The organism is Methyloversatilis sp., assembly GCF_030698125.1.
GTDB lineage: Bacteria > Pseudomonadota > Gammaproteobacteria > Burkholderiales > Rhodocyclaceae > Methyloversatilis.
On record NZ_JAUYNV010000001.1, the window covers coordinates 25,635 to 49,683 of the forward strand.

Sequence of the window (24,049 nt, forward strand, 5' to 3'; positions counted from 1 at the left end):
GCATTCGTTACGGACTGTGAATTGCCACTGAAATGTCTGACGCCATGCAGCCGCTCGAAATCGCCCGTGAAGCCTTGCGACGGCTCGCCATGCGGCAGCTGCAGCCCACGCCGGAAAATTACCGGTCGCTCTATCACGAAATTGCCGGCACCAAGGCCGACGACCTGTTTCCGGAACGCGCACTGAAGCTGGTCTGCAGCACCCTGCCCCGCCTCAATCAATCGCAGATCGAATTTGTAGAGCGGCTCGAGAGCGCTGTCGTCAGCCGCAGCTGGTCGGCGATCAGCGGCTCCCTGGTCGGCCTGCTGCGCGCGCAGGCGGCGCCTCAGCGAAAATGGACGGCGCTGCTCAAGGACCTGTTCAAGCAGTTCGAACGCAATCACGACTCACTGACGTATGCGCAGAAACAGATGGCGATCCAGCAAGTGCTGGATTCGTCCAGCGGCGAGCTCGACGCGCTCTACGCTCGGCTGAGCAAGCTTGCAGACAACTGGGAATCCTGCGAGAGCAGCGATGCACCGGCTGCCGAGTCTCATGGCCATGGCATCCACAAGATCGTTCCCGCGCTGGACAACAGTGATGCCGCGCTGCGCGACCTGTTCGCCAGCACGCTCGAAGGTGTCGTAGGCGGTCTGCTGATTTCGGCGCCCGAACTGCGCGACGAAGCCCTTGCGCTGGGGCAGGCGCTGCGCGACGTGCGCGACATGGGCGGCGTCGATGATCTGGCCTCCAAGCTGCGCAACCTTGTCTATCGCCTGAACTGGGTGGTCGACGATCAGGCCGAAATCCGTGCCGGTCTGTTGTCGCTGCTTGACTTGCTGCTGAAGAACATCGGCGAACTGGTGCTCGACGACCGCTGGATGCGCGGTCAGATCGACTCGCTGCGTGCGCTGTGCGATCACCCGCTGACCGCGCGCGAACTGGATGAAGTGGAGCGCCGGCTGCGCGAAGTGATCGAGCGTCAGGGCTCGCTGCGAGGCAACATCGACGACGCAAAACACCAGATCAAGCTGATGCTGGCCGGCTTTGTCGAGCAGCTCGGCAGCTTCACCGACGCCACGTCGGGCTTCGGCGAGAAAATGGAAGGCTACGCGGAAACAATCGCTGCCGCCGACGACATCGGTTCGCTGCAGGGTGTCATTGCCGAAGTGATTGCCGCCACGCACTCCATGCGCGCCACGACCGAAAAGTCGCGTGCCGAGGTCGACAACATGCGCGACCGCGTGCGTGCGGCGGAAGCCGAAATAGAACGCCTGCAGGTCGAACTGGAACAGACCAGCGAAAAGATGCGCCACGACCCGCTGACCGGCGCGCTCAACCGCAAGGGACTGGAAGAGTCCTACGCCAAGGAAGTGTCGCGCGCGGCACGGCGCGGTTCGCTGTTGTGCCTCGCAGTGCTGGACATCGACAACTTCAAGCGGCTCAACGATACCTACGGCCACAACACCGGCGACGAGGCGCTGCTGCACCTGGTCGGCACCGTGCGCGACTGCCTGCGCCCGCATGACACGCTGTCGCGCTACGGCGGCGAAGAGTTCGTCATTTTGTTGCCGGAGACCTCGGTCGAGGATTCGGTCATCGTGCTGCAACGCCTGCAGCGCGAACTTACCAAGCGCTATTTCCTGGCCAACAACGACAAGTTGCTGATCACCTTCAGCGCCGGCGTCACCGTGGTCGGTCATGAAGAACCGCAGACGTCGGCGATAGAGCGCGCCGACGTGGCCATGTATCAGGCCAAGGCCACCGGCAAGAATCGTGTGGTCATCGCACCCGAGCAGCCGATCGCCGCGTGACCCGGGCCGGCATTCGCCGCGCCCGTCTTTGTTTCCGGTTCCCGCAACATTCAGTCGCGATCTGCGTGGGGCCGCCGGTTCTGGCGACCCCTCCTGATTCGAAGGCACGCGCGCTCGGCGTCAAGCCATCGGCGAAGTGCAATCGGTTCCGGAATATCCACGCGGTGCGCAGTCTTCACGCACACGGTCAGCAGCTGACCCGACATCGCTGCCATCAGCGCTTTCATTGCGGAGGTGGCGTTTGATCAACGTCGGGTTGTCGGGCATCGCCTGCGGCTCACCCCGACCTACGAGGGCTTTCCGTGCGGACGTGGCGGCGATCGACGTCGGGTTGTTGGGCATCGCCTGTGGCTCACCCCAACCTACAAGTGCTTTCCGCGGCAACGGTGCAGTCGGGAGTGCGTAGGTTGGGGTGAGCCGCAGGCGATGCCCAACGTAAATGTCCTTGCCCGTCACGCACCACGGCGGCCACTGAGCGGCCCGTCAGCAGTCACTCAGAGCCCGCTCCGCTGACATTCCGCAACAGTCCGGAGCGGCTCCGGCACGATGTCCGGAGCACCAAACGGGCCGACCTTGCAGGCAAAAGCGATTGCGGCGGCAACCTCACGTGAACATGAACGCCCGTACATGCCGCAAGGGCAAGCCATTTCACATCGGCAGTTGCCTGAAAGCCAAGACGACAAAGGCTTTCATTAAGGTGCCCCGCTAAAGTTTGCAGCGGCAACTCCGTTACTTGAACCATCGGCGACATCAACAGCGGGCCATGCCCGGAGCGCCGTAACTACACACTACTTCGTGACAGGAGAAATAAAATGCCGCAAATCATCAACACCAACGTGCCGTCGCTCACCGCCCAGCGCAACCTGAATTCTTCGCAGAGCTCGCTCGCCACTTCGCTGCAGCGCCTGTCCTCGGGCCTGCGCATCAACAGCGCGAAAGACGACGCCGCCGGCCTCGCGATCTCGGAACGCATGACCTCCCAGGTGCGTGGTCTGAACCAGGCCGTCCGCAACGCCAACGATGCCATCTCGCTGACGCAGACCGCTGAAGGCGCGATGGGTTCGATCACCGAAGGTCTGCAGCGCATGCGTGAATTGTCGGTTCAGGCCGCCAATGATTCGAACAGCGCCAGCGACCGTCAGGCCCTGCAACAGGAAGTGTCGCAGCTGCAGCAGGAAATCAACCGCGTTGCCTCCACGACCCAGTTCAACGGCAAGAACCTGCTTGACGGCTCGTTCTCCGGTCAGTACTTCCAGGTCGGTGCGAATGCCAACCAGTCGATCGGCATCAGCCTGAACAACACCAAGGCCACCAATATCGGTGCCAACACCGTCAGCGCCAACGGCACGCTGAACGCCGCAGCCGCGCTGGCAGCCGGTGCCGGCGCCCGTGTCGCCAACACCGTTGTGGCAGCCGAAGATCTGACCGTGACCGGTTCGCTCGGTACCGCAGCGGTTGCAGTGAATCTTGCAGACACCGCCAAGGCAGTCGCCGCGGCCGTCAATGCACAGAGCGCAACCACCGGCGTGAGCGCAACGGCAGCGACCGAAGCCACGCTGAGCGGCCTGACGGCTGCCGGCACCTACACCTTCACGCTGTTCGGCGAAAACTCGACCGGCGTCGCCGTGTCGGCCACCATCGGCAACGCTGCCGATCTGAGCTCGCTCTCGACCGCGATCAACAACTACGCTGCGACGACCGGCATCACCGCCACGGTCAGCGGCGGTTCGGTCACGCTGAAGTCGGAAAGCGGCGCAGACATCTCGATCACCGACTTCGCCGGTGCCGGCAATATCAGCCTGCAGGGTCGCAACGCTTTCACCAACGCAACAGCCGGTGCAGCAGTCGTCCTGACGGGCGCTACCGCCACCACCGACTCCTCGACGGTCGGCGGTACGCTGAAGTTCTCGTCGTCGGACGCCTTCTCGGTCACCAGCGCGTCAGCCGGTGGTCTCTTCACCGCGACCACGGCGAACGCCAGTGCGCTGTCGTCGGTTGCTTCGATCAGCGTCGGCACGCAAACCGGTGCCAACGCCGCCATCGACGTCATCGACGCCGCCCTGCAGTCGATCAATACGCAACGCGCTTCACTGGGTGCCATCCAGAATCGCGTGCAGAACACGATCAGCAACCTGCAGACCACGTCGGAAAACGTCAGCGCAGCCCGCAGCCGCATCCAGGATGCCGACTTCGCGATGGAAACCGCCAATCTGACCCGCGCGCAGATCCTGCAGCAGGCCGGCACTGCGATGCTGGCGCAAGCCAACTCGCTTCCGCAGAACGTGCTCAGCCTGCTCCGCGGCTAAGCACCGGCAACTGAAAGAAACGGGGCACGGTTCGCCGTGCCTCGTTAATTGCAAGGGGAAATCGTCATGGCGATCCAGCCAGTCCCGCCGAGTACCTCGCCACCGCTCACTCCGGCCCTCGCACAGAGCACCGCCGTGAATGTCGTGACGCCCGCCAGTGTTCCCGACCAACCCGCGCAGAACACCCCGCTGACAACCGAACAGATCGAACAGACGGTGGATGAAATCCGCCGCCAGATTCAACCGGTGGACCAGAATTTGCTATTCACGATTGACAAGGAAACAGGGAAAACAATCGTGAGACTTATCGATTCAAGCACCAAGGAAATCCTGCGGCAGATCCCTTCAGAGGAACTGATCGCCATCGCGCGCGCGCTCGGCAAGAGCCACAGCGGTCTGATCGAGCGCAAGGCCTGAGGGGCACCGCACCATGGCAATCTCTTCCGCAGGAATCGGCTCCGGCCTTGACGTTTCAGGCCTTGTATCGCAGCTGATGTCGCTCGAACAGCGCCCGCTGACGCTGCTCGCACAGAAGGAGGCCGGCGTACAGGCGAAGATTTCCGCCTACGGTTCCATCAAGGGTGCGCTGTCTTCCATACAGTCGGCGGCCACTGCCCTGTCAAACGCGGCAACTTTTACCGCACGCAAGGCAGCGATCGGCAACGCCGACGTGGCAACAGTTGCCGGCACGGAAACGGCGGTTGCCGGCAATTACACGCTTGAAGTCAATACGCTGGCCGAATCGCAAGTAGTGGCGTCCGGCCAGTTCGCCGGCAGCACGGCCAGCGTCGGCAGCGGCACGCTGACGATACAGTTGGGCAAATACAACGCCGGCGCCTTTACCGCCAACCCGGACAAGACCGCAGTCAACATCACCATCGGCAGCGATGCGATGTCGCTGGCCGATGTACGCGACGCCATCAACGATGCCGATGCAGGCGTCACCGCCTCGCTCGTGAATGACGGCACCGGCCATCGCCTGGTGCTGCGCTCCGTTGATGGCGGAACCGAAAATACGGTGAAAATCACCGCCACCGACGACGACGGCAACCACACCGACGACGCCGGACTGTCGCGCCTGATCTACGACGCATCGACCGGTGGTACGTCGCGCCTGTCGCAGATGATCCCGGCGTCCGATGCCACGCTGACGGTCAATGGCATCGCCATCACATCAAGTACGAACACGCTGACCGACGCGATCGAGGGCGTGACGCTGAGCCTGAAGAAGACCAACGTCGGCAGTCCGACCGTGGTGTCGGTCACCAATGACACCAGCGTCGCCCGCAGCGGCGTCGAACGTCTCGTCAAGGCCTACAACGATGCGCTCGGGATCATCAAGACGCAGACCAGTTACAACACCGAAACCGACAAGGCCGCCACGCTGAATGGCGAAAGCACGATGCTGGCATTGCGCAACCGCCTGAGCGCCCTGGTCGGTACCTCTATCGCCCCGGGCCTGAATCTGTCGGCCATCGGCGTATCGGTCGAGAAGGACGGCAAGCTGGCGATCGATTCGACCAAACTCACGACCGCGCTCGACAACGGAAACGTGCAGAAGCTGTTCCGCGGCTTCGATGACGTCAAGGGCATGGGCAGCCGGCTGACCAGCCTGATGGACGACATGATCGACGCCGGCGGCCTCATTTCCAGCCGCACCGAAGGGCTGACCGCAGCCGCCAAGGCGTACCAGAAGCGCGCTGAAGCGATGTCGGACCGCCTGCTGACGATCGAAGCGCGCTACCGCAAGCAATTCAGCGCACTCGACACATTGATCAGCAACATGACCGCCACCAGCAACTATCTGACACAACAACTGGCCAATCTGCCGACGATGTCGTCGCGCTGATGCAATCAACACGACCGGGAAAAGGGACTTTCATGTTTGCATCGCTTTCAAATCCACACATGGCTTACGCACAGGTCGGCATGGAAACCCGGGTGGCCGGTGCCGATCCGCACCTGCTGATCCTGATGCTGTTCGACGGTGCGCTGATGTCGGTATCGACGGCCAGCCACCAGATGGAAATGGGTGAAACCGCGGGCAAGGGCCTGTCGATTTCACGCGCCATCGACATCATCGGCAACGGTCTCAAGGTGAGCCTGGATCTGGACGCCGGCGGCGAACTGGCGCAGCGGCTGTACGCACTGTACGACTACATGTGCGCGCGCCTGCTGCACGCCAATGCCCACAACGACCGCGGCGCACTGGAAGAAGTCAGTCACTTGCTGGGTGAATTGAAGGATGCCTGGGAAGAAATCAGGCAGAAGCTGTCGCAAGGGGCGCCCATGTAGGCAAAAGCGGAAATTGCACGGTAAATACCGCTTACATGTGCGACTCCGAACCGCTGCCCGCCTGTACGCTCATTGACTAACCGGTACCTCCTGCAAGACGGCCCGACGACATGAACTCACTGCCCCTGCTCGAAGACATGCACCAGATCTCCAGCCACATGGTCGATGCCGCGCGCGCCAACGACTGGGACCGTCTGGTCACCCTCGAACTCGATGTCTCTGCGCTGCGCCAGCGCCTGGCAGACAATGACGAACCACCGGCGTCGCCGGCGGAGCGTGCCCGCAAGGTTGCGCTGATGAAACAGATACTCGCCCACGACGCCGAAGTGCGCCGCCACGTCGAACCGTGGATGGCACAGGTCAAGGTGTTCCTCGGCAAACTGCCGGCAGGCCGGGCCGAAAACGGCTGAACGCATGAACAACCTGCTGCCGGGCATCTCGCAACGTCTTGCGGAACTGGCCCGCGGCTCGGTACAGGTCGCCGGTCCGGTCAGCCCGATCGGCGGACAGCTGCCTGAATTCCAGCCCGGCGAGCGCTATACCGCACAGATCATCCAGAACCTGCAGGACGGGCGCGCGCGCGCGCAGGTTGCGGGTCAGATGGTCACGCTGCAACTGCCGCAGGGCGCACGCGAAGGCAGCACGGTCACCCTTACCCACGTTGCACGCAATGCGCAGACGCTGATTGCCACGCTGGTCCCGGATTCCGCAGCCGGCGAGGCCGGCGACGTCAGCCTCAGCGAGCCGGCGCGCGTCATCAGCGCCCTGCTCGACCGCCCGGCGCCGCCGCCGGCTCGCCTGTCCGCCGGGCAGGCCCTGATCGATCCGGCCCTGCTGCGCGCCAGCGCCAACGTGAGCGACGCGGCGGCAACACCACTGATCGCCGGCCGACTCGCCAGCGCGATCGGCCAGAGCGGCCTGTTCTACGAGTCGCACCAGGCGCAGTGGGTCAGCGGCGAGCGCACGATCGAATCCACCGAGCGCGAGCCGCAGCGTGCCTTTGATCCACAAGCCCGTGCGACGCCGGCCGCGCCGCAGCGCACCGATGCCGCAACGCTTGCACGGGCTGGCGCCGAATTCGCACAGATCAACGACGCACCGGCGCCGGAACGGGCCGAAGCCGCGCGCGCAGATACCGCAACGCCAGCCGAACTGCGACCGCTGGTGCACAACCAGTTGCTGGGCCTGGCGCAGCACTCGCTCGCCTGGGAAGGACTTGCCTGGCCCGGGCAGATGATGAAGATCGAGATCGACGACCCGCGCGCCGACGGACGGCCCGACGAGACCGGTGCGGAGCCGGACACCGATGTACCCTGGACATCACGCCTGCGACTGGTGCTGCCCGGTCTGGGGGAGGTCGAAACGTCCCTGACGCTGTGGCGCGACCATGGCATCGCGCTCAATTTTTCCAGTGATCCCGAAGCGCGGCTGCGCATGGGCAGCGCCCTGCTGGAACTGCAACAGCGCATGAGCGACGCCGGACTGCGCCTGGGTCAGGTGACCTTCGGCGATGCACCGCCGGCCTCCGGAAGTCAGCCGACCGAGGCGGCCGATGAAACCATGGTTGATCCCGCTGGCACGCAGGTGATGGCATGACGCAGTCTGCCCGCGCCCAGGCGGTCGCCATGGCCTACGGTGCAGGCGATGCCGCGCCGCGCGTCGTGGCCAAGGGCCGCGGACTGGTGGCCGACGAAATCATCCGGCGCGCTCGTGAAGCGGGCGTTTTCGTGCATGAATCGCGCGAAATGGTTGCGCTGCTGATGGGGCTCGATCTCGACCAGCGCATCCCGCCGGAGCTTTACATCGCCGTAGCCGAACTGCTGGCGTGGATCTATCGTGTCGAAAAAGGGCTGAACGCCGCACCGCCATCGACCATCAGGGTGCCCGCCTGACCTTACACTCCACTGCACCGCCGCAGCCCTGCGCCAGCAGACGCGGCACACCGACAGGACGCATTCCATGACCGAGGACATCCGGTTCGATCTGCTAGAAGCCGACGACTTCGCCCGCTACGTGCTGGACGGCACGACCGACATCGTGTTCTACCTGCGCGCGATCAAGGACCAGAAGGCCAATATTTCAGTCTACGCCGGCCGTTCGAACGAGCCCTTCCTGACGGCCGTTCTCGACATCGACGACGCGCGTGGCGCGGTGGTGCTCGATGTGCCGCGTGACGAGAAGCAACTGGAAAAGGCGCTCAAGTCGTCACCGCTGGTCTGCCTCACCTCGCTCGAAAAGGTGAAGGTGCAATTCATGGTACCGCGCTGCCGCAGCGTCGAATTCGACGGCGGTCCGGCGATCGAGATTCCGCTGCCGACACGCATGCTGCGGCTGCAGCGGCGTGACTACTATCGCCTCATCGTGCCGCCCAATCCCCGCCTGCGCTGCCTGATCCCGGCCGGTGACGGCAACGGACGCATGACCGAAGCAAATATCGTGGATATTTCGGGCGGCGGCATGGCCGTCGTGGCGCCACCGAGCAGCCTGAACCTGTCGGTCGACAGCGTGATCGACCAGTGCCAGATCATGCTGCCCGAACTTGGCACCATCACGGCCACGCTGCAGGTGCGCAACATGTTCCGCGTCACCGAACGCGGCGGCAGCGAACTGCGTGCCGGATGCCAGTTCATCGGCCTGCCGGCCACGGCGGATGCACTCATCCAGCGTTACATCCTGCGCATCGAGCAAGAACGTACGAGCGAGCGCGACGTCTAAGTCGATTCGAAGCGTTCATTCGCTCTGCGCCGCGGGCTGTTCGGTTGCTGACAGCAATTGATAAGCGCGCTAAGGTCTGACGATGGTGCCAAAGGTGGTGTCATTCACGATCGAGACCAAAGAGGCAATGAACATGGTGAACGAACTGCAGACGCTGTTGCCTCACGGCTACTGTTTCTCCTGGCAAAAGGATCTGTTGCTGCTGCACGTCGTAGCGAACCTGCTGATCGCCGTCGCCTACTTCACCATCCCGGCCACCTTGTGGACCTTCGTGCGTCGTCGCACCGACCTGAGTTTCAGCCCGATCTTCATCATGTTTGGCGTCTTCATCATGGCTTGCGGCGTCACGCATGCGATGGACATCTGGACGCTGTGGTATCCGGATTTCTGGCTCGATGGCTGGCTGCGCCTTTTCACGGCCGCCGTGTCGATTGCGACCGCCATCATGCTGTGGCGTCTGATCCCGATCGCGCTGTCGCTGCCCAGTCCCGAGTCACTCAGCCGGGCCAACACCGAACTGAAGGCTGAAATCGTCCGCCGCAAGCAATACGAAACAGAACTGCGCACACTCAACAGCCAGATGAAGCAGCAGATCGAGGAGCTCGAAGCGCTGTCATACGCCATTTCGCACGACGTGCGCGGCCCGCTGCGGCACATCGAAGGGTTCGCGCGCGCGCTGGCCGACAAGCACCCGGCACCGGCTGACCACCCGGCTCAGCGCTACATCGAGCGCATCCGGACGTCGGTACATCACCTGAGCAATATCGTCGAAGGTCTGCTCGCATTTTCGCGCGCCAGCCGCACCGAACTGCGCCGCGAGCGCTGCGACATGAACACGCTGATCGCCGAAGTGGTCGAAGAACTTGCCCCCGACATGGGCAATCGCGTCGTCGAGCTGAAGATCGGCACGCTGCCGGACGTGCAAGCCGATCCGAAACTGCTCTACCAAGTGTTCTACAACCTGATGGCCAATGCAGTGAAGTATTCGCGCGACCGCACGCCGGCAGTGATCGAAGTCGATTGCGTCGACGACAGCGGCGACGACCTTGTTTTCCGGATCCGCGACAATGGCGCCGGATTCGACATGCAATACGCAGGCAAGCTGTTCGGCGTGTTCCAGCGCCTGCACCATTCGAGCGAATTCGAAGGTACCGGCATCGGGCTGGCGAACGTGAAGCGCATCGTGGAACGCCATGGCGGCCGCGTCTGGGCCACTGGTGAGCCCAGCGCAGGCGCCAGCTTCTTCGTCGCCCTGCCGCGACTGGCCCGCCCGGCCTCAAACCGGCCTGCAGACCCCCTCACAGGAGTAAGCGATGTCCCTGCACTTGCGTGACATTCTGGTTGTCGAAGACAACGACAACGATGTCGAATTGATGCTGATGAGCCTCGGCGAACTCAAGCTTGCCAACCAGATCGTCATCGTTCGGGACGGCGTCGAGGGGCTGGACTACCTTTATCGGCGCGGCCGCTTCGCTGCGCGCGAGGGCAGCCAGCCGTTGTTCATGCTGCTCGACCTGAACATGCCGCGCATGGGCGGCATCGACATGCTGGCCGAAATGCGCCGCGACGACGGTCTCCGCACACTGCCCGTGGTCATCATGACCTCGTCGCGCGAAGATCCCGACCTTCGCCGCTGCTACGACCTCGGCATCAACGCCTACGTTGTGAAACCGGTGGATTTCGACCAGTTTTCGCGCACCGTGACCAACCTGGGTATTTTCTGGGCGCTGATCAACGAACCCCCTCCCCGAATCTGATCCTCTGGATAAACAGACGACTCACTGACAACAAGAGCTTTCGTTGTCCGTCATGGACTTCCTGCCTCGAAACATGAAAGTTCGGTGACACCTGCATCCGTTCCGGCCTCCGCCGAGTAGAGGGAATGACGACGCGCTTTCGAGTTGCGTTCTCGTCCATTTCCCCAACCATTTTCTTCGGAGAGGTCAGACATGTACGAAAAAACCCACAGGTACGATAAAGCCCGGAAGTACGAAAGAGCTTTTCTGGCGGCGGCATCCACCGTCGCGCTCGCCGTTGCAACGCCGGCTGGTGCGGCCGATTTCATCGGTCTGACGACCGGCAACGAAATCGGCATGTTCAGCAGCAGCAGCACGTCGGCCGCCACCTTCACTTCGATCACCGGCCTGGGCGCCGGCGAACGCATTCTCGGCATCGATCTGCGCCCGAGCAACAACAGGGTGTACGGCGTGAGCAGCCTGAACCGCATCTACACGCTGGACGTTGCGAGCGGCATGGCCACCTTCATGGCGGCACTCGACACCCCGCTGGTCAACCCGTCGCTGTCCTACGGCATCGATTTCAATCCGGTGGCCGATTTCGCCGGTGCAGCGTCGCTGCGTTACGTGAGCAACGTTGGTCAGAACCTGGCGATCAACGTCGATACGGGTGTCGTCGGCAACGCTGCCAGCGTCATCCCTTCCGGCTTCAGCGCTGTGGCCTATACCAACTCCGACGCCTCGGCAATGAGCGGCCCGGCATCGACCGCGCTGTACTACCTCAACACCACGACCGATACCCTGCACGTCGCCCCGACCGCCTTCAACGCACCGACCATCACGACGGTCGGGTCGCTCGGCATTTCGGGCAACGTGATCGGCGCCAACGGTTTCGAAATCGACGCCAGCGGCATGGGCTGGGCGGCCCTGACGCTGGACAACGGCGACAGCGGTTTGTATTCGATCGATCTGGGCACCGGTCTCGCGACCTTCAATGGCACGCTGAACGCCAACCTGCGCGGCTTCACCTCTGCCTCGTTCATGGCACCGGTGCCGGAACCCGAAACCTGGGGCATGCTGCTGTCCGGCCTCGGCCTGATCGGCATGATGGCGCGCCGCCGCATGCGCAAGGCCTGAGCACGCTGCACCTCGCGCGGGCTCCGGTTCGCGCGAACTTCAGGGGCTTCGTGCCGCAGGGTGCGAAGCCCCTTTTTCGTTCCTGCTCGACGATGGGCGCCGCCGGTCCGGATCAGCCGAGCAGCAGGTCGAAAAAATCAACCGGAACGACCTTGCGCGCCACCGGTGCCGGCGGGCGCGGCCAGGGTCGCAACAAGGCGGCACGATCCGGTGCGAGACGCTGTTCGAATTGCACGAAATGCTTGCCGTTGATCCGGTTGTATTCGCCCTGGAAAGCGGCAAGGTAGGCATCCGGCGTCAGTCCGCGGGTAGTGCCGTGCAACAGGTTTTCAATGCACAGCGCGGACAGCCGCGCAAAAGCAGTCAGCTTGCCCACCTCGGCGGCCGCGTCCAGATGGCCGTCGGTGTCGAGCGTCCATTGCTTGCGCTCGAGCAGCTGGGCATAGGCGACGGCGGCGTCCCGCACCGGCTGCAGTCCGGTAACGGCCATCGGGTAGGCGTCGTTGTGCAGGCGCGCCTGCGCGATGTCGATCAGCGTTTCGCGGAATCGCCTGTAGCGGTCGAACACCACCGTCACGTAGAGCGACAACAGCGTGCCGAACAGGATGCCGAGCAGCGCGCCGGAGGCATCCTTGCCCCATCGGGCCCAGACACTGTCTTCCGGCGGTGTGTCGGATAGCCGATCGGGCGGCTGGGCGCAGACGATCAGCGGGGGCGCTGCCGGCGGACAGGCCGGGCAGCCGTCGGTCGGCGGACATGAAGCACCGGGATCGGTCACGGGCTCGGGCTCGGGCGCAGCGGACGCCACAACCATCGTTGCGACCGGTATCGTCGATGCGCCGTCGGTCGCCTGCGCGTGCGCCGCGCACACAAGCCACAGCGCGCCGGCCACTGCCACGACGCGGCGCATTTGCTGCGACATCACGCCACCGGCCACCGGGTACGGACGCCAGCAGCCGTGTCATCAGTCGAGCACATACGTTTCGTCCTGCTCGGGCACCACGGCAGACCAGCCCAGTTCGTGCTCGAGCTTCTGACGCAGACTGTCCGCCGCGGTTGCTTCGCCGTGCGTCACGAACACGCGGCGCGGCGCGCGCCCGACCGGGCGCAGCCAGCCGAGGATTTCGCGGTAGTCGGCATGCGCCGACAGGCCGTCTACCTTCGCCACTTCGCAGCCGATCGGCGCATCGCGGCCGAAGATCCGCAGGCTGCGCGTGCCCCTCAGCAGCGCGTCGCCGCGCGTGCCTTCGGCCTGGTAACCGGCGATCACGACCGTGTTGCGCGGGTCGGCGCCAAACGCCAGCAGGTGATGCAGGATGCGGCCGCCATTGAGCATGCCGGCGCCCGCGATGATCACCTTGGGGTATCGGTTGCCCGCCAGCGCTTCCGACTCTTCCGGCTTGCGGGTGAAGGTGACCGCGTCACGCATGCGGTCACACGCCTGCTGGCTGAGCCGGTGTTCGTGCCGGTACTGTCGGAACACACCGGTGACGTCAATCGCCATCGGGCTGTCGAGAAACACTGGCAGGTCGGGAATCCGCCGTTCGTCGATCAGCGTGGCCAGCAGATGCATCAGCGTCTGGGCGCGACCGACCGCGAACGACGGCAGCAGCACCGTGCCGCCGCGCGCTGCGGTGCGGCTGACGATGTCGGCCAGCGTGGCGAATGGGTCATGTTCGGGATGCAGGCGATCGCCATACGTCGACTCGACCACCAGCCAGTCCGTATCCGGCAGCGGTTCGGGTGCGTGCATCACCGGGTCGTCCGGCCGCCCGAGATCACCGCTGAAGGTGATGCGCTGACCGGCGCACTCGATGCAGACGCTGGCCGCGCCCAGGATGTGCCCGGCGCGCTGAAAGGTGACGCGATACGGGCCGATCGAGAACGGTTCGCCGAAGCCGGTGCTGCGCAGATGCTTCATCGCGTGGCGCACATCGTCTGCCGTGTACAGCGGCTCGGCCGGGTGGTGCTTGCTGTAGCCGTACTTGTTGGCGTGACGCGCGTCTTCTTCCTGCAGGTGGGCACTGTCCTCAAGCAGGATATCCACCAGTTCGCGCGTGGCCGACGTCGCCCACACCGGTCCGTCGAAGCCTTCGCGCATCAGCCGCGGCAGATAGCCGGAATGGTCTAGATGGGCATGCGTCAGCACGACGGCCGACAGGCCGGCTGCATCGACCGGAAACGGCTTCCAGTTGCGACTGCGGATATTCTTTACACCCTGGAACAAGCCGCAATCCACGAGCAGCGAGTGCCCCTCGTGTGTCAGCAGATAGCGCGAACCGGTCACCGTACCCGCGGCGCCCAGAAATCGGATTTTCATCGTTGTCGTCCTCCCGCCACGAGTGTAGGCCCCGACGGCGACAAGTGACAGGCGCGCCTGTCAGCCCGCTTGCGGAAGATTCTGGGCGATGCGCCACAGCACGCCAGCAGGATCGAACAACACGAAATCCCGCATGCCCCACGGCCGGTCTTCCGGCCTGCCGACCGACACGCCAAAGCGGCGGGCGATATCGGCCGATACGACATGCGCGTGCCAGTCGCTGACGTCGGCAACCAGCAGATGCATCTGGAACTGCCGGGCAAACGCTGGCGCGTCGAACGCCTGCAGCAGGAAGCTCGCGTGGCCGTGGCGAACGTATGCGAGACGGTCGTCCGTCCACGACACTTCGAAACCGAGCGCGAGGTAGAACCGGCGCGACAGTTCAAGGTCGGTGGCCGGCACGAAGGCCTTGATTTCGACCGGATCCAGATTCATCACGTGTCGCTGCAGCGACCGCCGGTGCGCCTCGCCCGCAGACCGATCAGGGCCAGACCGGCCAGCAGCATCAACGCAGTTTCCGGCTCCGGCACTGCCGACACCTGCCAGCCCATGTCGGCGAAGCCGGCATAGTCGAGCGCGGTGGGCAACTGGCGTTCGCCGAAGAGCGTGCTCGGATCCATCATCGTTTCCTGCATCTGGCCATCACGCACATTGATCGTGCCCTCCGCCCAGTGACTGCCGTAGCGGTCGAGCGGCACGCCGCTCCCGTACACCGCCACCGACGCTGCACCGGTGAACAGTCCGGTGCTGGGATCGATCTGCGCCCGCCACGAATCGGCTTCGCCGAAACCTAGGATATGACCGATTTCGTGCGTCGCCGTGGTCAGGAAATCCGGGCCGCCGGGCGACAGCCCTGCGGCGTCCGCGCCGAAGTACCAGTCATTGCTGGCGTTGAACCAGATGTAACCGCCCCACGTGGCGTAGTCGCTGGCATCCGGGCCGGTGGTATCGAGCTGGCCACGCGTCATGACGGCGTCGACAAAGGCGGCACTGCCGGTGGCCTGCAGGTTGACGCCGGTACCGGCGAAGCCCAGCACGCCCGGCGCCGACGGCGAGCCGCCGACGTAGATGCGCAACGTGTCGGCTTCGATGGCGACGTTGTTCAGCGTCACGCCGGGCCCGCCCAGACTCGGGTGCAGGAAGGACACCGACCACTGGTCGCCCTCTGCCGGCGCGATCGCTCTCAGCGTATCCGTGAAGCCGCTGTAATGCGAGGCGGCCAGGTCGAGCAAGGCGCGGCGATCGATGCGCGGCGCACCGGTCGCCAGGTCGGTGAAAAAGCCGCGCGTGTCGTAGGTGTAGTCGAACTCGATCTCGAGTGCGGAAACCGGCGACGCGGAAGCGATCAGCAGGCATGCGAGCAACTGCATCGGTGCCGCGCGCCGCCATGACTTCGGTGTGTGATCACGCATGGCCGGTCTCCCGGTATCGAACAGGTCGTGCGGCGCGGCGAGCCCGCACGGCGACCAGGCCCAGGCCGCCCAGCAGCGTGGCCCAGGCTTGCGGTTCGGGCACCGCCGACAGCGGCGTGACCGAACCCGTGCCGCTGCCATAGACACCCTGCAGCGCGATCACCATTTCGCCGTCGAGCGCGAACACCGGGCCTTCGTAGACAGAAAGCTGCGCCGGCACAGCCGTTGGTGCATCGCCGCTTTCGTAGTGCCCCATGCCGAGCGAATGCCCGAGTTCGTGCTGGGCCACCGCATAGAACCACAGCGGCGTCCAGCCGGCACCGAAGCGTCCGGCATTGAACACGATGTCCCCCGCCAGACCGCTGGCGGCCGAGAACGGAAAGTAGGCGTAGGCATTCGCATCGCTGATGTGGGCGACCAGACCGACCCGGATGTCGGCCAGACCGGCCGGGTCGTACTCGCCGGTTTCCGGCAGCGGCCCGCCATCGGTCTGTTCGACAAAATGGATGGGCAGCACCGCCGCATAATCGGACAGCGCCTGCTCGAAGGCGCTGCGCAGCACCGACACCGGCAGCGCCACGCCGGCGGCATCGCGCAGCCCTCCGTCGAGCAGATTGCTGAAGCTGTAGGTCAGCGTGAGATCGCTGCCGGGTCCGTCGGGCTGGGCCCAACTGGCGTACATCGGGTAGTGGCCGGCCGATGCGGGCGCTGCGACAAACAGCCCGGCGAGGGTCAGTGCGCCGACCAACTGACGCAACGGAAGGATCGTGCCGCTCACCGCGTTTCCCCGGCAGCGCGCTGGCGGCGACGCGCCAGGCTCAGCAGGCCGAGACCGGCGAGCAACATCGCATGGGTTTCGGGTTCGGGCACCGCCGAAACCGTCAGGAAGACCGAACCGGGCGCTTCGGTGTTGTTCAGGAAGCCATGCAGGAATTCGTTGCCCGAGGTGTCGTTGAGGCCGGTCAGAGCGATCACCTGCACCGCATTGCCGCCGCTGAGCCAGCCGCCCACCAACGCCGACACATCGAAGGTGACGGCGCCCGGCCCGGTCACGACACTGCGCGCCGCGACGTCGGCCGGCAGGATGCTCTGGTTGTAGAAGTTCAGCCAGCTCACGCTGCCCGCGGGATTCGTGTCATCGCTGATGGCCGTTAACGGATTGGCGGCCACGCCGTGCGCCGAAACGGTGAAGGGGGTGTCGGCGCTCGCATCGGCGCCGAAACCGCCGCTCGTCGACTGCACCGTCAGGATGGCGTTGACCGGACCGGTGAAGGACGAGAAGTCGTAATCGAACGCGAGATAGATGGTTTCTGCGCCGAGCGTGCCGAACGGATTGCCGGTCGATACGCGGAATACCGGCCGGTTGTCACCCGCGTAGCCGCGTACGGCATTCGCGCCCTGGAAAAAGGAGGACGTCATCACGTCTTCCGCCACATCTATCTTGATGGCATGTACCGGGCCGCTGGCCAGCAAGGTTCCCAGCATCACTGCACCGGCTGCACGCACGGTCTGTTTTCGGATGGTCATCGATTCACCTCATTGATTTTGAAAGTTATCCGCACCCCTGCCCCGCATGCGGCGGGGCGGACAGTGCAGTCGGAGGCTGGCGGACCGATCCGGTCGTGGCTGGCAGGTGCGACATCGCGCCGATCGGGCACATGCTGCGGAACGGAAGGCTTGCGCGCCCGGGCGATGCGGGCGATGGCTGGCGAAGGATTCGCTGGGTGACGGACTCGAGGTCGACGCCTGGCTTGCTGAAAACACCCGTGAAAACGATGCGAAGACCTCTTCACACTCGAATTCGCGGACGAATGAAGAGTCTTACAAATGAGAATCATTGTCAACAAATGCGGCGAATATCGTCTGTCGGATTCGGCTGCCGTCGGCACGGGTACCGCGCACGACATCGACCCGACAAGACGCGCGACATCGGCCATTCCGCCTACAACGATGCATCCCCGTCTGTCCGGTGCTTGAATGACAACGCCCGTCGTCCTCCAACTCCGGAAAGGTTTCCCATGCCCACCGTCACGATTCCGCAGGCGCGCACGCGCCGCCTGTGCAGCGCACTGATCGCCTGCGCCCTGAGCAGCGCAGGCGCCCACGCCGCCTACTACTCGACGACGACCACGAGCGTGTCCGGATCGAGCTATGGCAACGGACCTTATGACCAAACCTTTCACACCGGCGCCGCCCCGGGTGGCTCGCAAGCCGACAGCGCGGTAAACAGCAGCAGCGGCAAGCGCGTGATCGAAGGCGGCACGCAAGGCAGCGCCCGCGCCGAAACCGGCGGCGTGCACGTGGTCGCCGCAGCCAACGTGCGTCTGAACAATCCGGACTACAACCTGAATCTCGTCGTGGCGGCCAGTTCCACCGCCCACGCCAGCTTCAGCGACTCGCTCGTGATCACCGCGCCCGGCCTCGCCGCCGGCACGGCCGCGCTGCTCACCTACCGCGTCAACGTGTCGGGCGACCTCGGCATCGAAGGCGGCAACAGCTGGAATGGCGGCTGGAACGCCTCGTCGTACTGGAGCTTTACCGCCACGCTCGGCTCGATATCCACCTTCCGCAGCCTGCTCAATGACTGGGCGCCGGGCAGCAGCGAACGCCTGCTCGGTGACGGCCGGTTCGGCAGCCTCGACATCACGGTGCCGGTGATACTGGGTACGGTGCTTCCGTTCAGCCTGGGCGGCAATGCTTCGGCGTCGGTCAGCCTTGGCAGCACCCCCTACGAGCCCTCGTCCGGTCAGTTCGCGGCCTTTTCCAACCTCGGCAACACGATAGGCTGGGGCGGCATCGTGATGCTGAAAACAGCTGAAGGCGCGCCGATCAACACCTATTCCGCGCTCGGCGATTCCGGCTTCGACTACCGTCAGGCCTATGTCAGCGCCGTGCCGGAACCCGCGCCGGCCGCGCTGTTCGCTGGCGGCCTGCTTGTGCTGATGGCAATGCGCCGCCGCTGAGCGCAGCCCGGCGGAGCCGCGGTGCGCTCGCATGGCGGTTTTTCGCGGCGTGGAACCCGGCTCATCAATACTGCAGGTGTCAATGCCGATTTAAAACTGATACACCCCCATTGCATCTGCATACTCGGTAATCGCGCCCCGCAGCGAGGGCCGTAGGCCCGAACGGAGGGGCGCGGTACACGATGCCAACGGCCAGCTGACAAAGCTGTGCGAGGTCGGCAGCGGGGGAGTGGTGACGAAGACGGCGAGTGACTGCACGGCCAGCGGCACCGGGGCGAGCACGCTCACGCTGGTCTGGAACGCGCTCGGTCACCTCGGCGCGGCCACGCGCACCGGCACTGGCGCAGTCAGCGAAACCTACGGCTACGACAGCAGCGGCCGACGCCTCGACAAGACCTCGGCCGGCCTCACCAGGCACTACCTGTATGACGGCGACGACATCCATGCCGAGTGGGCCACCACACTCAGCGGCGCACCCGCAGCCGTCCATGTGCACGGCGCCGGCGCCGACGAACCCCTGCTCCGCCTCAGCGGCGCCACCACCAGCGCCAGTGCTGCCCAGCTTGCCTTCGTGCAGGACGGCCTGGGCAGCGTCGTCGGCGTCGTCAGCCCGACCAGCACCTCGCTCGCCACAAACCAGCGCTTCGACGCCTGGGGCAACCGCTCCGCCGGCACCGGCACGATTCCCCTGTACGGCTACACCGGCCGCGAGCCCGACGCCACCGGACTCACCTATTACCGCGCCCGCTACTACCACCCCGGCATCGCCAGGTTCATGTCCCGCGACCCGGCGGGGATGGTGGATGCGATGAGCCCGTATGCGTACGTGGCGAACAACCCGGTCAACTTGGTGGATCCGTTCGGGTTGCAGGCGCAGCTGGTGACGCCGGGAAGCCAGAGCAGCTATCCTCAGAATGTGCAGGTCGCAATGGGTCCCGTCGTCGCAGGTGCGACGATGACGGACGTTACCGCAGGTGTGATCGGCAGCGGTGTGGGCAACCAGTCGCTGAACGGCGGTCGGGGTGCGGGTTCGAATGTCGACCCGCTGGCACCACAAAGGGATAGTGGCAGCGGCTCATCGAATCCGATGTCGGGCGCACTGGGGCAGCTCGGTGGCTTCGTCAATGGCGCACTGACTGGGCTGGGCACGCTGATCAATTCTCCCGGGCAGGCGATCGAGAATTTCAAGAACAATGTGTTCGGGAATGTTCTTAATCAGGGGGCGGATAGCGGGAATCGTTTCCCTGACCGCGATCTGCCGCGAGATAGGCATGGGAATCCAGCTCCTAGCCCAGAAGCTGAAGGCGCACATACGCAGTTGGGGCAAAAAGATGGTCGAAATGGTCGATATGACCAAGCGCGTGAATTCGACGCGAACGGCAAGCCGGTGCGCGATATTGACTTCACCGATCATGGCCGGCCGGGATCGCATCCGAATCCCCACCAGCATGATTATTTTCCGAACCCCACGGGCGGGACACCACAACGTGGGCCGACCAAACCGCTTGGTGGCTGATCGGAGCATTCCATGACTCTCGAGTTAAACGCTTTTCCACTTGCAGGTTCAACAGTCTGTGCCGCGCTACATGCGGTGGCCCGTCCTGAGCAACTTTGGACTTTAACTGACATTGAAACTTTGGCTGACCCTCCTGCGGAGGCGCTTGGTGACTTGTGGCAACGAGTGCGGAGGGCTTCTGTGATCGTGTCTACGCTGGAGTTATGTGGAGCACTTGAACATGCGACCCAAGTGATCTCGCTTGACTTGACGCTGATCGCGAACCCGCAGATTCGCCTGGTTGTTGAGGATGGCTTGGCTGTGGAGTGGTTATCGGGGACGTAGCAACATTTCCGCTCCGCATATCGAGCGTGCGGCGGGCGGGGCGGGTAAGGTCGCTTGTACGTTCGGGGTGCGTTGTCATTGCTCTTTGACAACCTGACCTCGATTGCCGGTCCGGGGACTCAAGTGTCGCTGCACATCCGGGTGGAAACAGAACAACAGACCGCTGCCGGCGTGACCGACTCGGCCTGCTTCAACACTGACCCGATATGTTCGGCCGAGAATCTCTTCGTCTTCATGTAAAACCTCGGCACTCGAAAGTTTTCAGAAAGCGCTTGCCCTGCAGCGGATCCGGATATTTCCGCGCACATCCGCTCGTCAAACCCCTTCGCGACGACCCATGCGGTCAACGAAAAAACGGCCTCGCGGCCGTTTTTTCGTATCCGCTCGGGATTGGTCAGACCGGCATGTTCATGATGTCCTGGTAGGCGTTCACCAGCTTGTTCCGCACCTGCACCATCTGCTGGAAGGACAGGCTGGCTTTCTGCGATGCGATCATCACGTCCTGCAGATTGGCTTCCGAGGTGCCGGTAATGAAGCCTTCCGACATCTGCTTCGCCTGTTCCTGTGCTGCACTCACCTGTTCGATGGCGTTCTTCAGCGCATCGCTGAAATCGGCACCCGAATCGGCGCCGGCCTGGCCGGCAGGCTTGCCGGCGGCGACCTGCGCGGTGGAGCGCAATTCAGTGATCATCTGGTTCAGGCTGGTGTTCATGACATTTCTCCGTTGCAGTACGGCATGACTGCCCTGCGCTGCGCCGCATGGCGGCAAAAAATGCCGCCCGCGAACCACCCATTCAGGGGTTTTGACCCGGTTGATGATTCATTAGCAAATCCCGGGCCAACACACTGCAGGGAAACATTCAACCTTCCCGCAGCAACCCGTCCGCCTTGTAGCGCGCCAGTTTATACCGCAGCGTGCGCTCGGAAATACCCAGTTTCTCGATCGCCTTCTTGCGTGACCCACCCACCTCGGCGAGGGTTTCCAGGATCAGGTCGCGCTCCATGTCGCGCACCGACCTGACCTTCAGGGGCGCGTCAGGCGTGGCACTGGGCGGTGCATCGTTGGCCGCGGGCATCGGCATGACCGACTCCACGGCGGGAGCGGGTACCGCGACCGGACGCGACAGGCCGCGTTGGCCGCCAAGAATGATGTGCTCGGCTTCGATCAGGTCATCGGGCGCCATGATGGCGGCGCGCTGCACGGTGTTTTCCAGTTCGCGCACATTGCCGGGCCAGTCGTGGCCGGCAAGGATTGCCGCCGCCGGATTGCCGAGCCGCAGCACACGACCTTGCGCCTTCGCGCAGCCGGCGAGGAAGTGGCGGGCCAGCGGCACGATGTCGCCCGGGCGGTCGCGCAGCGACGGAATGCCGATCGGGAACACGTTCAACCGGTAGTACAGGTCTTCGCGGAAGCGCCCTGCCCGCGCTTCGGCTTCCATGTCGCGGTTGCTGGTGGCCAGTACGCGGATGTCGAGCGGAATCGGCTTCTTGCCGCCCACCCGCTCCACCTCGCGCTCCTGCAGCACGCGCAGCATCTTGGCCTGCAGCGCCAGCGGCATTTCGGAAATTTCGTCCAGCAGCAGCGTGCCGCCGTTGGCCTGTTCGAACTTGCCGGCCTGCGCGGCGGCGGCCCCGGTAAACGCACCTTTCTCATAGCCGAACAGGGTCGCTTCGAGCAGGTTGTCCGGGATGGCCGCGCAGTTGATGGCGATGAATGGCATGGCGGCACGTGCCGACTGCTGGTGGATGTAGCGGGCAAACACTTCCTTGCCGGTGCCGGATTCGCCGGTCAGCAGCACGGTGGCTTCGGAGCGGGCGACCCGCGCGGCAAGACCGAGCACCTGCCGCGTGCGTGCGTCCTCGGCCACCATGTCGGCCGGCGTCACCACCGGTGCCGCGTAACGGTCGATGTGGGCAAGCAGCACGTCGGGCTCGAACGGCTTGAGCAGGAAATCGCAGGCGCCGGCGCGCATCGCGGCGACCGCTTTTTCTACGTCGCCAAACGCCGTCATCAGCAGCACCGGCAGCGCGGCTTCGCGCATGCGGATTTCGCGCAGCAGCGTGAGGCCGTCCATCGGCTGCATCTTCAGGTCGGTGATGACCAGATTCAGCGCATGCTCGCCGGTGTTGCGCTCGATCATGCGCAACGCCTGCGGGCCATCGGCCGCACCGATCACGCGGTGGCCGGCGCATTCGATGGCCAGACACAGCGCATCGCGCAGATTCGGTTCGTCCTCGACCACCAGGATATTCAGCTTTTCGCTCATTGCACCTTCTCCAGCACGTCTTCCGGGGCACCGCTACCGGCCGTGATCGGCAGGCGCAGCGTAAATTGACTGCCCGCGCCGGGCGCGGACACGCATTCGATGTCGCCGCCGTGCACGCGCGCCACACCGCGTGCAATCGCCAGCCCGAGTCCGGTGCCTTCATCACGCGTGGTGAAGAAGGGTTCGAACAGTCTTTCCTGAATCTCCGGCGCGATGCCTTGCCCGGTGTCGCGCACGGTGAATCCGAGGCGATTGCCATCGATGCCGACAGACAGGCCGACTTCACCGCCGGCGCCGCAGGCCTGCACCGCGTTTTCGAGCAGGCTGACCAGCGCGCTGGCAATCGCCTTGCGATCGCCCGACACCGTGCCGACTGCCGATGCGGCATCGACAATCAGTTCGACGCCGGCGGCACGCGCCACCGGCTCGACCGTGTGGCGCAATTCTTCGAGCAGGCCGGCGATGTCGATCGCCTCGCGGCCAAGCACTTCACCGCGCGCGAACATCAATGTGTCGCGGATCAGCCGCTCGAGATGGCGCAGCCTGTCCTGCGCGCGCGATGCTATCGAGCGCATGTCGGCCGGCGGCAGTTCGCGCCCGATCAGCGTGCCGACGTAAAGCGTGGCGGCGGCCAGCGGCGTGCGCAGCTGATGCGCCAGCGAGGCGGCCATTTCGCCCATCGCGGCCAGACGTTCATTGCGGGCAGCGGCAATCTTCAGCGCGTGCTGGCGCGTCATGTCGTGCAGCAACACGATGCGGGCGTTCTCGCCGGTCAGCGGTGCTTCGCTGACCGACAGCCGGCGATGCGCGCTCTCGCTGTCGGTGCAGTCCCATTCGGCGGGGGCGTCGGCCTGGACCAGCCGGCCGGTACACGACGACCATGACTGTCCGGCCAGCGCGCCCACCATGTCGAATGCCACCGGATTGGCCTGTTCGATTTCGCCAGCGCCGTCGACCACGACGACACCGGCCGGCAGCTGGTTCAGCAAGGTCGTCAAGCGGTCGGTCAGACGCGCCTTCTGTTCATACTGGCGACGCAACTCGCCGTTCGCTGCGGCCAGTTCTTCGGTCAGGCTGGCGACTTGACGTTCCAGCGTGCCGTAGGCTTCCGACAGCTCGGCCGACGCGGCATTGAACAGGCGGAACGCTTCGGCCAGGCGTGCCGCTTCCTCCGGCGCAATGCGCGGCATGTCCGCGGCAGAGGCGGCGGTGACGGCAGCAGTGGCAGCAGCGGGTTCGGCCATGTACGGAACGCCGGCGGGCGC

General features: G+C 64.5%; 24 protein-coding genes. 15 read left to right on the forward strand and 9 right to left on the reverse strand.

Annotated features, from left to right (window positions below; translation table 11 throughout):
- Positions 1-32 precede the first annotated feature (32 nt).
- The 12 genes from Q8Q80_RS00130 (at position 33) to Q8Q80_RS00185 (ending at position 11,982) form a co-directional block, all read left to right on the forward strand.
- Positions 33-1,793 carry a diguanylate cyclase gene (locus Q8Q80_RS00130; RefSeq protein ID WP_305630986.1) on the forward strand — a complete coding sequence of 587 codons (1,761 nt, stop codon included), beginning with the start codon at positions 33-35 and terminating at the stop codon, positions 1,791-1,793.
- Positions 1,794-2,605: 812 nt separating this feature from the next.
- Entirely contained in the window at positions 2,606-4,099 is a 1,494-nt protein-coding gene (locus Q8Q80_RS00135; RefSeq protein ID WP_305630987.1) for a flagellin, read from the forward strand.
- 66 nt (positions 4,100-4,165) lie between these two features.
- Positions 4,166-4,516, forward strand: a complete 351-nt coding sequence (locus Q8Q80_RS00140; protein WP_305630988.1) for a flagellar protein FlaG — start codon at positions 4,166-4,168, stop codon at positions 4,514-4,516.
- Positions 4,517-4,529: 13 nt separating this feature from the next.
- Positions 4,530-5,948 carry a flagellar filament capping protein FliD gene (gene fliD / locus Q8Q80_RS00145; RefSeq protein WP_305630989.1) on the forward strand — a complete coding sequence of 473 codons (1,419 nt, stop codon included), beginning with the start codon at positions 4,530-4,532 and terminating at the stop codon, positions 5,946-5,948.
- Between the two features lie 59 nt (positions 5,949-6,007).
- Entirely contained in the window at positions 6,008-6,394 is a 387-nt protein-coding gene (gene fliS / locus Q8Q80_RS00150) for a flagellar export chaperone FliS (protein WP_305630990.1), read from the forward strand.
- A 110-nt stretch (positions 6,395-6,504) separates the two neighbouring features.
- A complete protein-coding gene (locus Q8Q80_RS00155) occupies positions 6,505-6,804 on the forward strand; it encodes a flagellar protein FliT (protein WP_305630991.1) in 300 nt (99 codons plus the stop codon).
- Positions 6,805-6,808: 4 nt separating this feature from the next.
- Complete coding sequence (locus Q8Q80_RS00160) at positions 6,809-7,990, forward strand: flagellar hook-length control protein FliK (protein WP_305630992.1); 1,182 nt, start codon at positions 6,809-6,811, stop codon at positions 7,988-7,990.
- Positions 7,987-8,286: an EscU/YscU/HrcU family type III secretion system export apparatus switch protein gene (locus Q8Q80_RS00165; protein ID WP_305630993.1), complete on the forward strand. Its 300-nt coding sequence runs from the start codon at positions 7,987-7,989 to the stop codon at positions 8,284-8,286. The genes Q8Q80_RS00160 and Q8Q80_RS00165 overlap by 4 nt, the downstream gene beginning before the upstream one ends.
- A 67-nt stretch (positions 8,287-8,353) precedes the next feature.
- Positions 8,354-9,109: a flagellar brake protein gene (locus Q8Q80_RS00170; RefSeq protein WP_305630994.1), complete on the forward strand. Its 756-nt coding sequence runs from the start codon at positions 8,354-8,356 to the stop codon at positions 9,107-9,109.
- An 82-nt stretch (positions 9,110-9,191) separates the two neighbouring features.
- Complete coding sequence (locus Q8Q80_RS00175; RefSeq protein ID WP_305630995.1) at positions 9,192-10,442, forward strand: ATP-binding protein; 1,251 nt, start codon at positions 9,192-9,194, stop codon at positions 10,440-10,442.
- On the forward strand, positions 10,423-10,866 hold the full coding sequence (locus Q8Q80_RS00180; protein ID WP_305630996.1) for a response regulator: 444 nt from the start codon (positions 10,423-10,425) through the stop codon (positions 10,864-10,866). The genes Q8Q80_RS00175 and Q8Q80_RS00180 overlap by 20 nt, the downstream gene beginning before the upstream one ends.
- 192 nt (positions 10,867-11,058) lie before the next feature.
- A complete protein-coding gene (locus tag Q8Q80_RS00185) occupies positions 11,059-11,982 on the forward strand; it encodes a DUF4394 domain-containing protein (RefSeq protein WP_305630997.1) in 924 nt (307 codons plus the stop codon).
- A 112-nt stretch (positions 11,983-12,094) separates the two neighbouring features.
- Here the strand turns inward: Q8Q80_RS00185 and Q8Q80_RS00190 are convergent, their stop codons facing one another.
- Genes Q8Q80_RS00190 through Q8Q80_RS00215 form a run of 6 tightly spaced genes read right to left on the reverse strand, consistent with a single transcriptional unit; the run spans position 12,095 to position 17,241 of the window.
- Entirely contained in the window at positions 12,095-12,904 is an 810-nt protein-coding gene (locus Q8Q80_RS00190) for a hypothetical protein (RefSeq protein ID WP_305630998.1), read from the reverse strand.
- A gap of 42 nt (positions 12,905-12,946) precedes the next feature.
- On the reverse strand, positions 12,947-14,302 hold the full coding sequence (locus Q8Q80_RS00195) for an MBL fold metallo-hydrolase RNA specificity domain-containing protein (protein WP_305630999.1): 1,356 nt from the start codon (positions 14,300-14,302) through the stop codon (positions 12,947-12,949).
- A gap of 60 nt (positions 14,303-14,362) precedes the next feature.
- A complete protein-coding gene (locus Q8Q80_RS00200; protein ID WP_305631000.1) occupies positions 14,363-14,737 on the reverse strand; it encodes a VOC family protein in 375 nt (124 codons plus the stop codon).
- Entirely contained in the window at positions 14,737-15,714 is a 978-nt protein-coding gene (locus Q8Q80_RS00205; RefSeq protein ID WP_305631001.1) for a PEP-CTERM sorting domain-containing protein, read from the reverse strand. The genes Q8Q80_RS00200 and Q8Q80_RS00205 overlap by 1 nt, the downstream gene beginning before the upstream one ends.
- Positions 15,707-16,492 (reverse strand): PEP-CTERM sorting domain-containing protein, encoded by a 786-nt coding sequence (locus Q8Q80_RS00210; protein ID WP_305631002.1) that lies wholly within the window; start codon positions 16,490-16,492, stop codon positions 15,707-15,709. The genes Q8Q80_RS00205 and Q8Q80_RS00210 overlap by 8 nt, the downstream gene beginning before the upstream one ends.
- The gene (locus tag Q8Q80_RS00215; protein WP_305631003.1) at positions 16,489-17,241 is read right to left on the reverse strand and encodes a PEP-CTERM sorting domain-containing protein; all 753 of its coding nucleotides are present in this window, start codon (positions 17,239-17,241) and stop codon (positions 16,489-16,491) included. Before Q8Q80_RS00215 ends, Q8Q80_RS00210 begins: the two co-directional genes overlap by 4 nt.
- A 491-nt stretch (positions 17,242-17,732) precedes the next feature.
- On the opposite strand from Q8Q80_RS00215, the gene Q8Q80_RS00220 reads away from it, so the two are divergent.
- The 3 genes from Q8Q80_RS00220 (at position 17,733) to Q8Q80_RS00230 (ending at position 20,517) form a co-directional block, all read left to right on the forward strand.
- Complete coding sequence (locus Q8Q80_RS00220) at positions 17,733-18,677, forward strand: hypothetical protein (RefSeq protein WP_305631004.1); 945 nt, start codon at positions 17,733-17,735, stop codon at positions 18,675-18,677.
- 229 nt (positions 18,678-18,906) lie between these two features.
- Entirely contained in the window at positions 18,907-20,193 is a 1,287-nt protein-coding gene (locus Q8Q80_RS00225) for an RHS repeat-associated core domain-containing protein (RefSeq protein ID WP_305631005.1), read from the forward strand.
- Positions 20,194-20,205: 12 nt separating this feature from the next.
- A complete protein-coding gene (locus Q8Q80_RS00230) occupies positions 20,206-20,517 on the forward strand; it encodes a hypothetical protein (RefSeq protein WP_305631006.1) in 312 nt (103 codons plus the stop codon).
- Between the two features lie 394 nt (positions 20,518-20,911).
- On the opposite strand, the gene fliE is transcribed toward Q8Q80_RS00230, so the two are convergent.
- The 3 genes from fliE to Q8Q80_RS00245 form a co-directional block, all read right to left on the reverse strand.
- Positions 20,912-21,229 (reverse strand): flagellar hook-basal body complex protein FliE, encoded by a 318-nt coding sequence (gene fliE, locus Q8Q80_RS00235; protein ID WP_305631007.1) that lies wholly within the window; start codon positions 21,227-21,229, stop codon positions 20,912-20,914.
- A gap of 148 nt (positions 21,230-21,377) precedes the next feature.
- The gene (locus tag Q8Q80_RS00240) at positions 21,378-22,784 is read right to left on the reverse strand and encodes a sigma-54 dependent transcriptional regulator (RefSeq protein WP_305631008.1); all 1,407 of its coding nucleotides are present in this window, start codon (positions 22,782-22,784) and stop codon (positions 21,378-21,380) included.
- Positions 22,781-24,028 carry a PAS domain-containing sensor histidine kinase gene (locus Q8Q80_RS00245; RefSeq protein WP_305631009.1) on the reverse strand — a complete coding sequence of 416 codons (1,248 nt, stop codon included), beginning with the start codon at positions 24,026-24,028 and terminating at the stop codon, positions 22,781-22,783. The genes Q8Q80_RS00240 and Q8Q80_RS00245 overlap by 4 nt, the downstream gene beginning before the upstream one ends.
- Positions 24,029-24,049 lie beyond the last annotated feature (21 nt).

Bases quoted from the DNA above. Each gene is read 5' to 3' on its own strand.
- Q8Q80_RS00130 (WP_305630986.1), top strand. From the start codon at position 33: ATGTCTGACGCCATGCAGCCGCTCGAAATCGCCCGTGAAGCCTTGCGA.
- Q8Q80_RS00135 (WP_305630987.1), top strand. From the start codon at position 2,606: ATGCCGCAAATCATCAACACCAACGTGCCGTCGCTCACCGCCCAGCGC.
- Q8Q80_RS00140 (WP_305630988.1), top strand. From the start codon at position 4,166: ATGGCGATCCAGCCAGTCCCGCCGAGTACCTCGCCACCGCTCACTCCG.
- fliD (WP_305630989.1), top strand. From the start codon at position 4,530: ATGGCAATCTCTTCCGCAGGAATCGGCTCCGGCCTTGACGTTTCAGGC.
- fliS (WP_305630990.1), top strand. From the start codon at position 6,008: ATGGCTTACGCACAGGTCGGCATGGAAACCCGGGTGGCCGGTGCCGAT.
- Q8Q80_RS00155 (WP_305630991.1), top strand. From the start codon at position 6,505: ATGAACTCACTGCCCCTGCTCGAAGACATGCACCAGATCTCCAGCCAC.
- Q8Q80_RS00160 (WP_305630992.1), top strand. From the start codon at position 6,809: ATGAACAACCTGCTGCCGGGCATCTCGCAACGTCTTGCGGAACTGGCC.
- Q8Q80_RS00165 (WP_305630993.1), top strand. From the start codon at position 7,987: ATGACGCAGTCTGCCCGCGCCCAGGCGGTCGCCATGGCCTACGGTGCA.
- Q8Q80_RS00170 (WP_305630994.1), top strand. From the start codon at position 8,354: ATGACCGAGGACATCCGGTTCGATCTGCTAGAAGCCGACGACTTCGCC.
- Q8Q80_RS00175 (WP_305630995.1), top strand. From the start codon at position 9,192: ATGGTGCCAAAGGTGGTGTCATTCACGATCGAGACCAAAGAGGCAATG.
- Q8Q80_RS00180 (WP_305630996.1), top strand. From the start codon at position 10,423: ATGTCCCTGCACTTGCGTGACATTCTGGTTGTCGAAGACAACGACAAC.
- Q8Q80_RS00185 (WP_305630997.1), top strand. From the start codon at position 11,059: ATGTACGAAAAAACCCACAGGTACGATAAAGCCCGGAAGTACGAAAGA.
- Q8Q80_RS00190 (WP_305630998.1), bottom strand. From the start codon at position 12,904: ATGTCGCAGCAAATGCGCCGCGTCGTGGCAGTGGCCGGCGCGCTGTGG.
- Q8Q80_RS00195 (WP_305630999.1), bottom strand. From the start codon at position 14,302: ATGAAAATCCGATTTCTGGGCGCCGCGGGTACGGTGACCGGTTCGCGC.
- Q8Q80_RS00200 (WP_305631000.1), bottom strand. From the start codon at position 14,737: ATGAATCTGGATCCGGTCGAAATCAAGGCCTTCGTGCCGGCCACCGAC.
- Q8Q80_RS00205 (WP_305631001.1), bottom strand. From the start codon at position 15,714: ATGCGTGATCACACACCGAAGTCATGGCGGCGCGCGGCACCGATGCAG.
- Q8Q80_RS00215 (WP_305631003.1), bottom strand. From the start codon at position 17,241: ATGACCATCCGAAAACAGACCGTGCGTGCAGCCGGTGCAGTGATGCTG.
- Q8Q80_RS00220 (WP_305631004.1), top strand. From the start codon at position 17,733: ATGCCCACCGTCACGATTCCGCAGGCGCGCACGCGCCGCCTGTGCAGC.
- Q8Q80_RS00230 (WP_305631006.1), top strand. From the start codon at position 20,206: ATGACTCTCGAGTTAAACGCTTTTCCACTTGCAGGTTCAACAGTCTGT.
- fliE (WP_305631007.1), bottom strand. From the start codon at position 21,229: ATGAACACCAGCCTGAACCAGATGATCACTGAATTGCGCTCCACCGCG.
- Q8Q80_RS00240 (WP_305631008.1), bottom strand. From the start codon at position 22,784: ATGAGCGAAAAGCTGAATATCCTGGTGGTCGAGGACGAACCGAATCTG.
- Q8Q80_RS00245 (WP_305631009.1), bottom strand. From the start codon at position 24,028: ATGGCCGAACCCGCTGCTGCCACTGCTGCCGTCACCGCCGCCTCTGCC.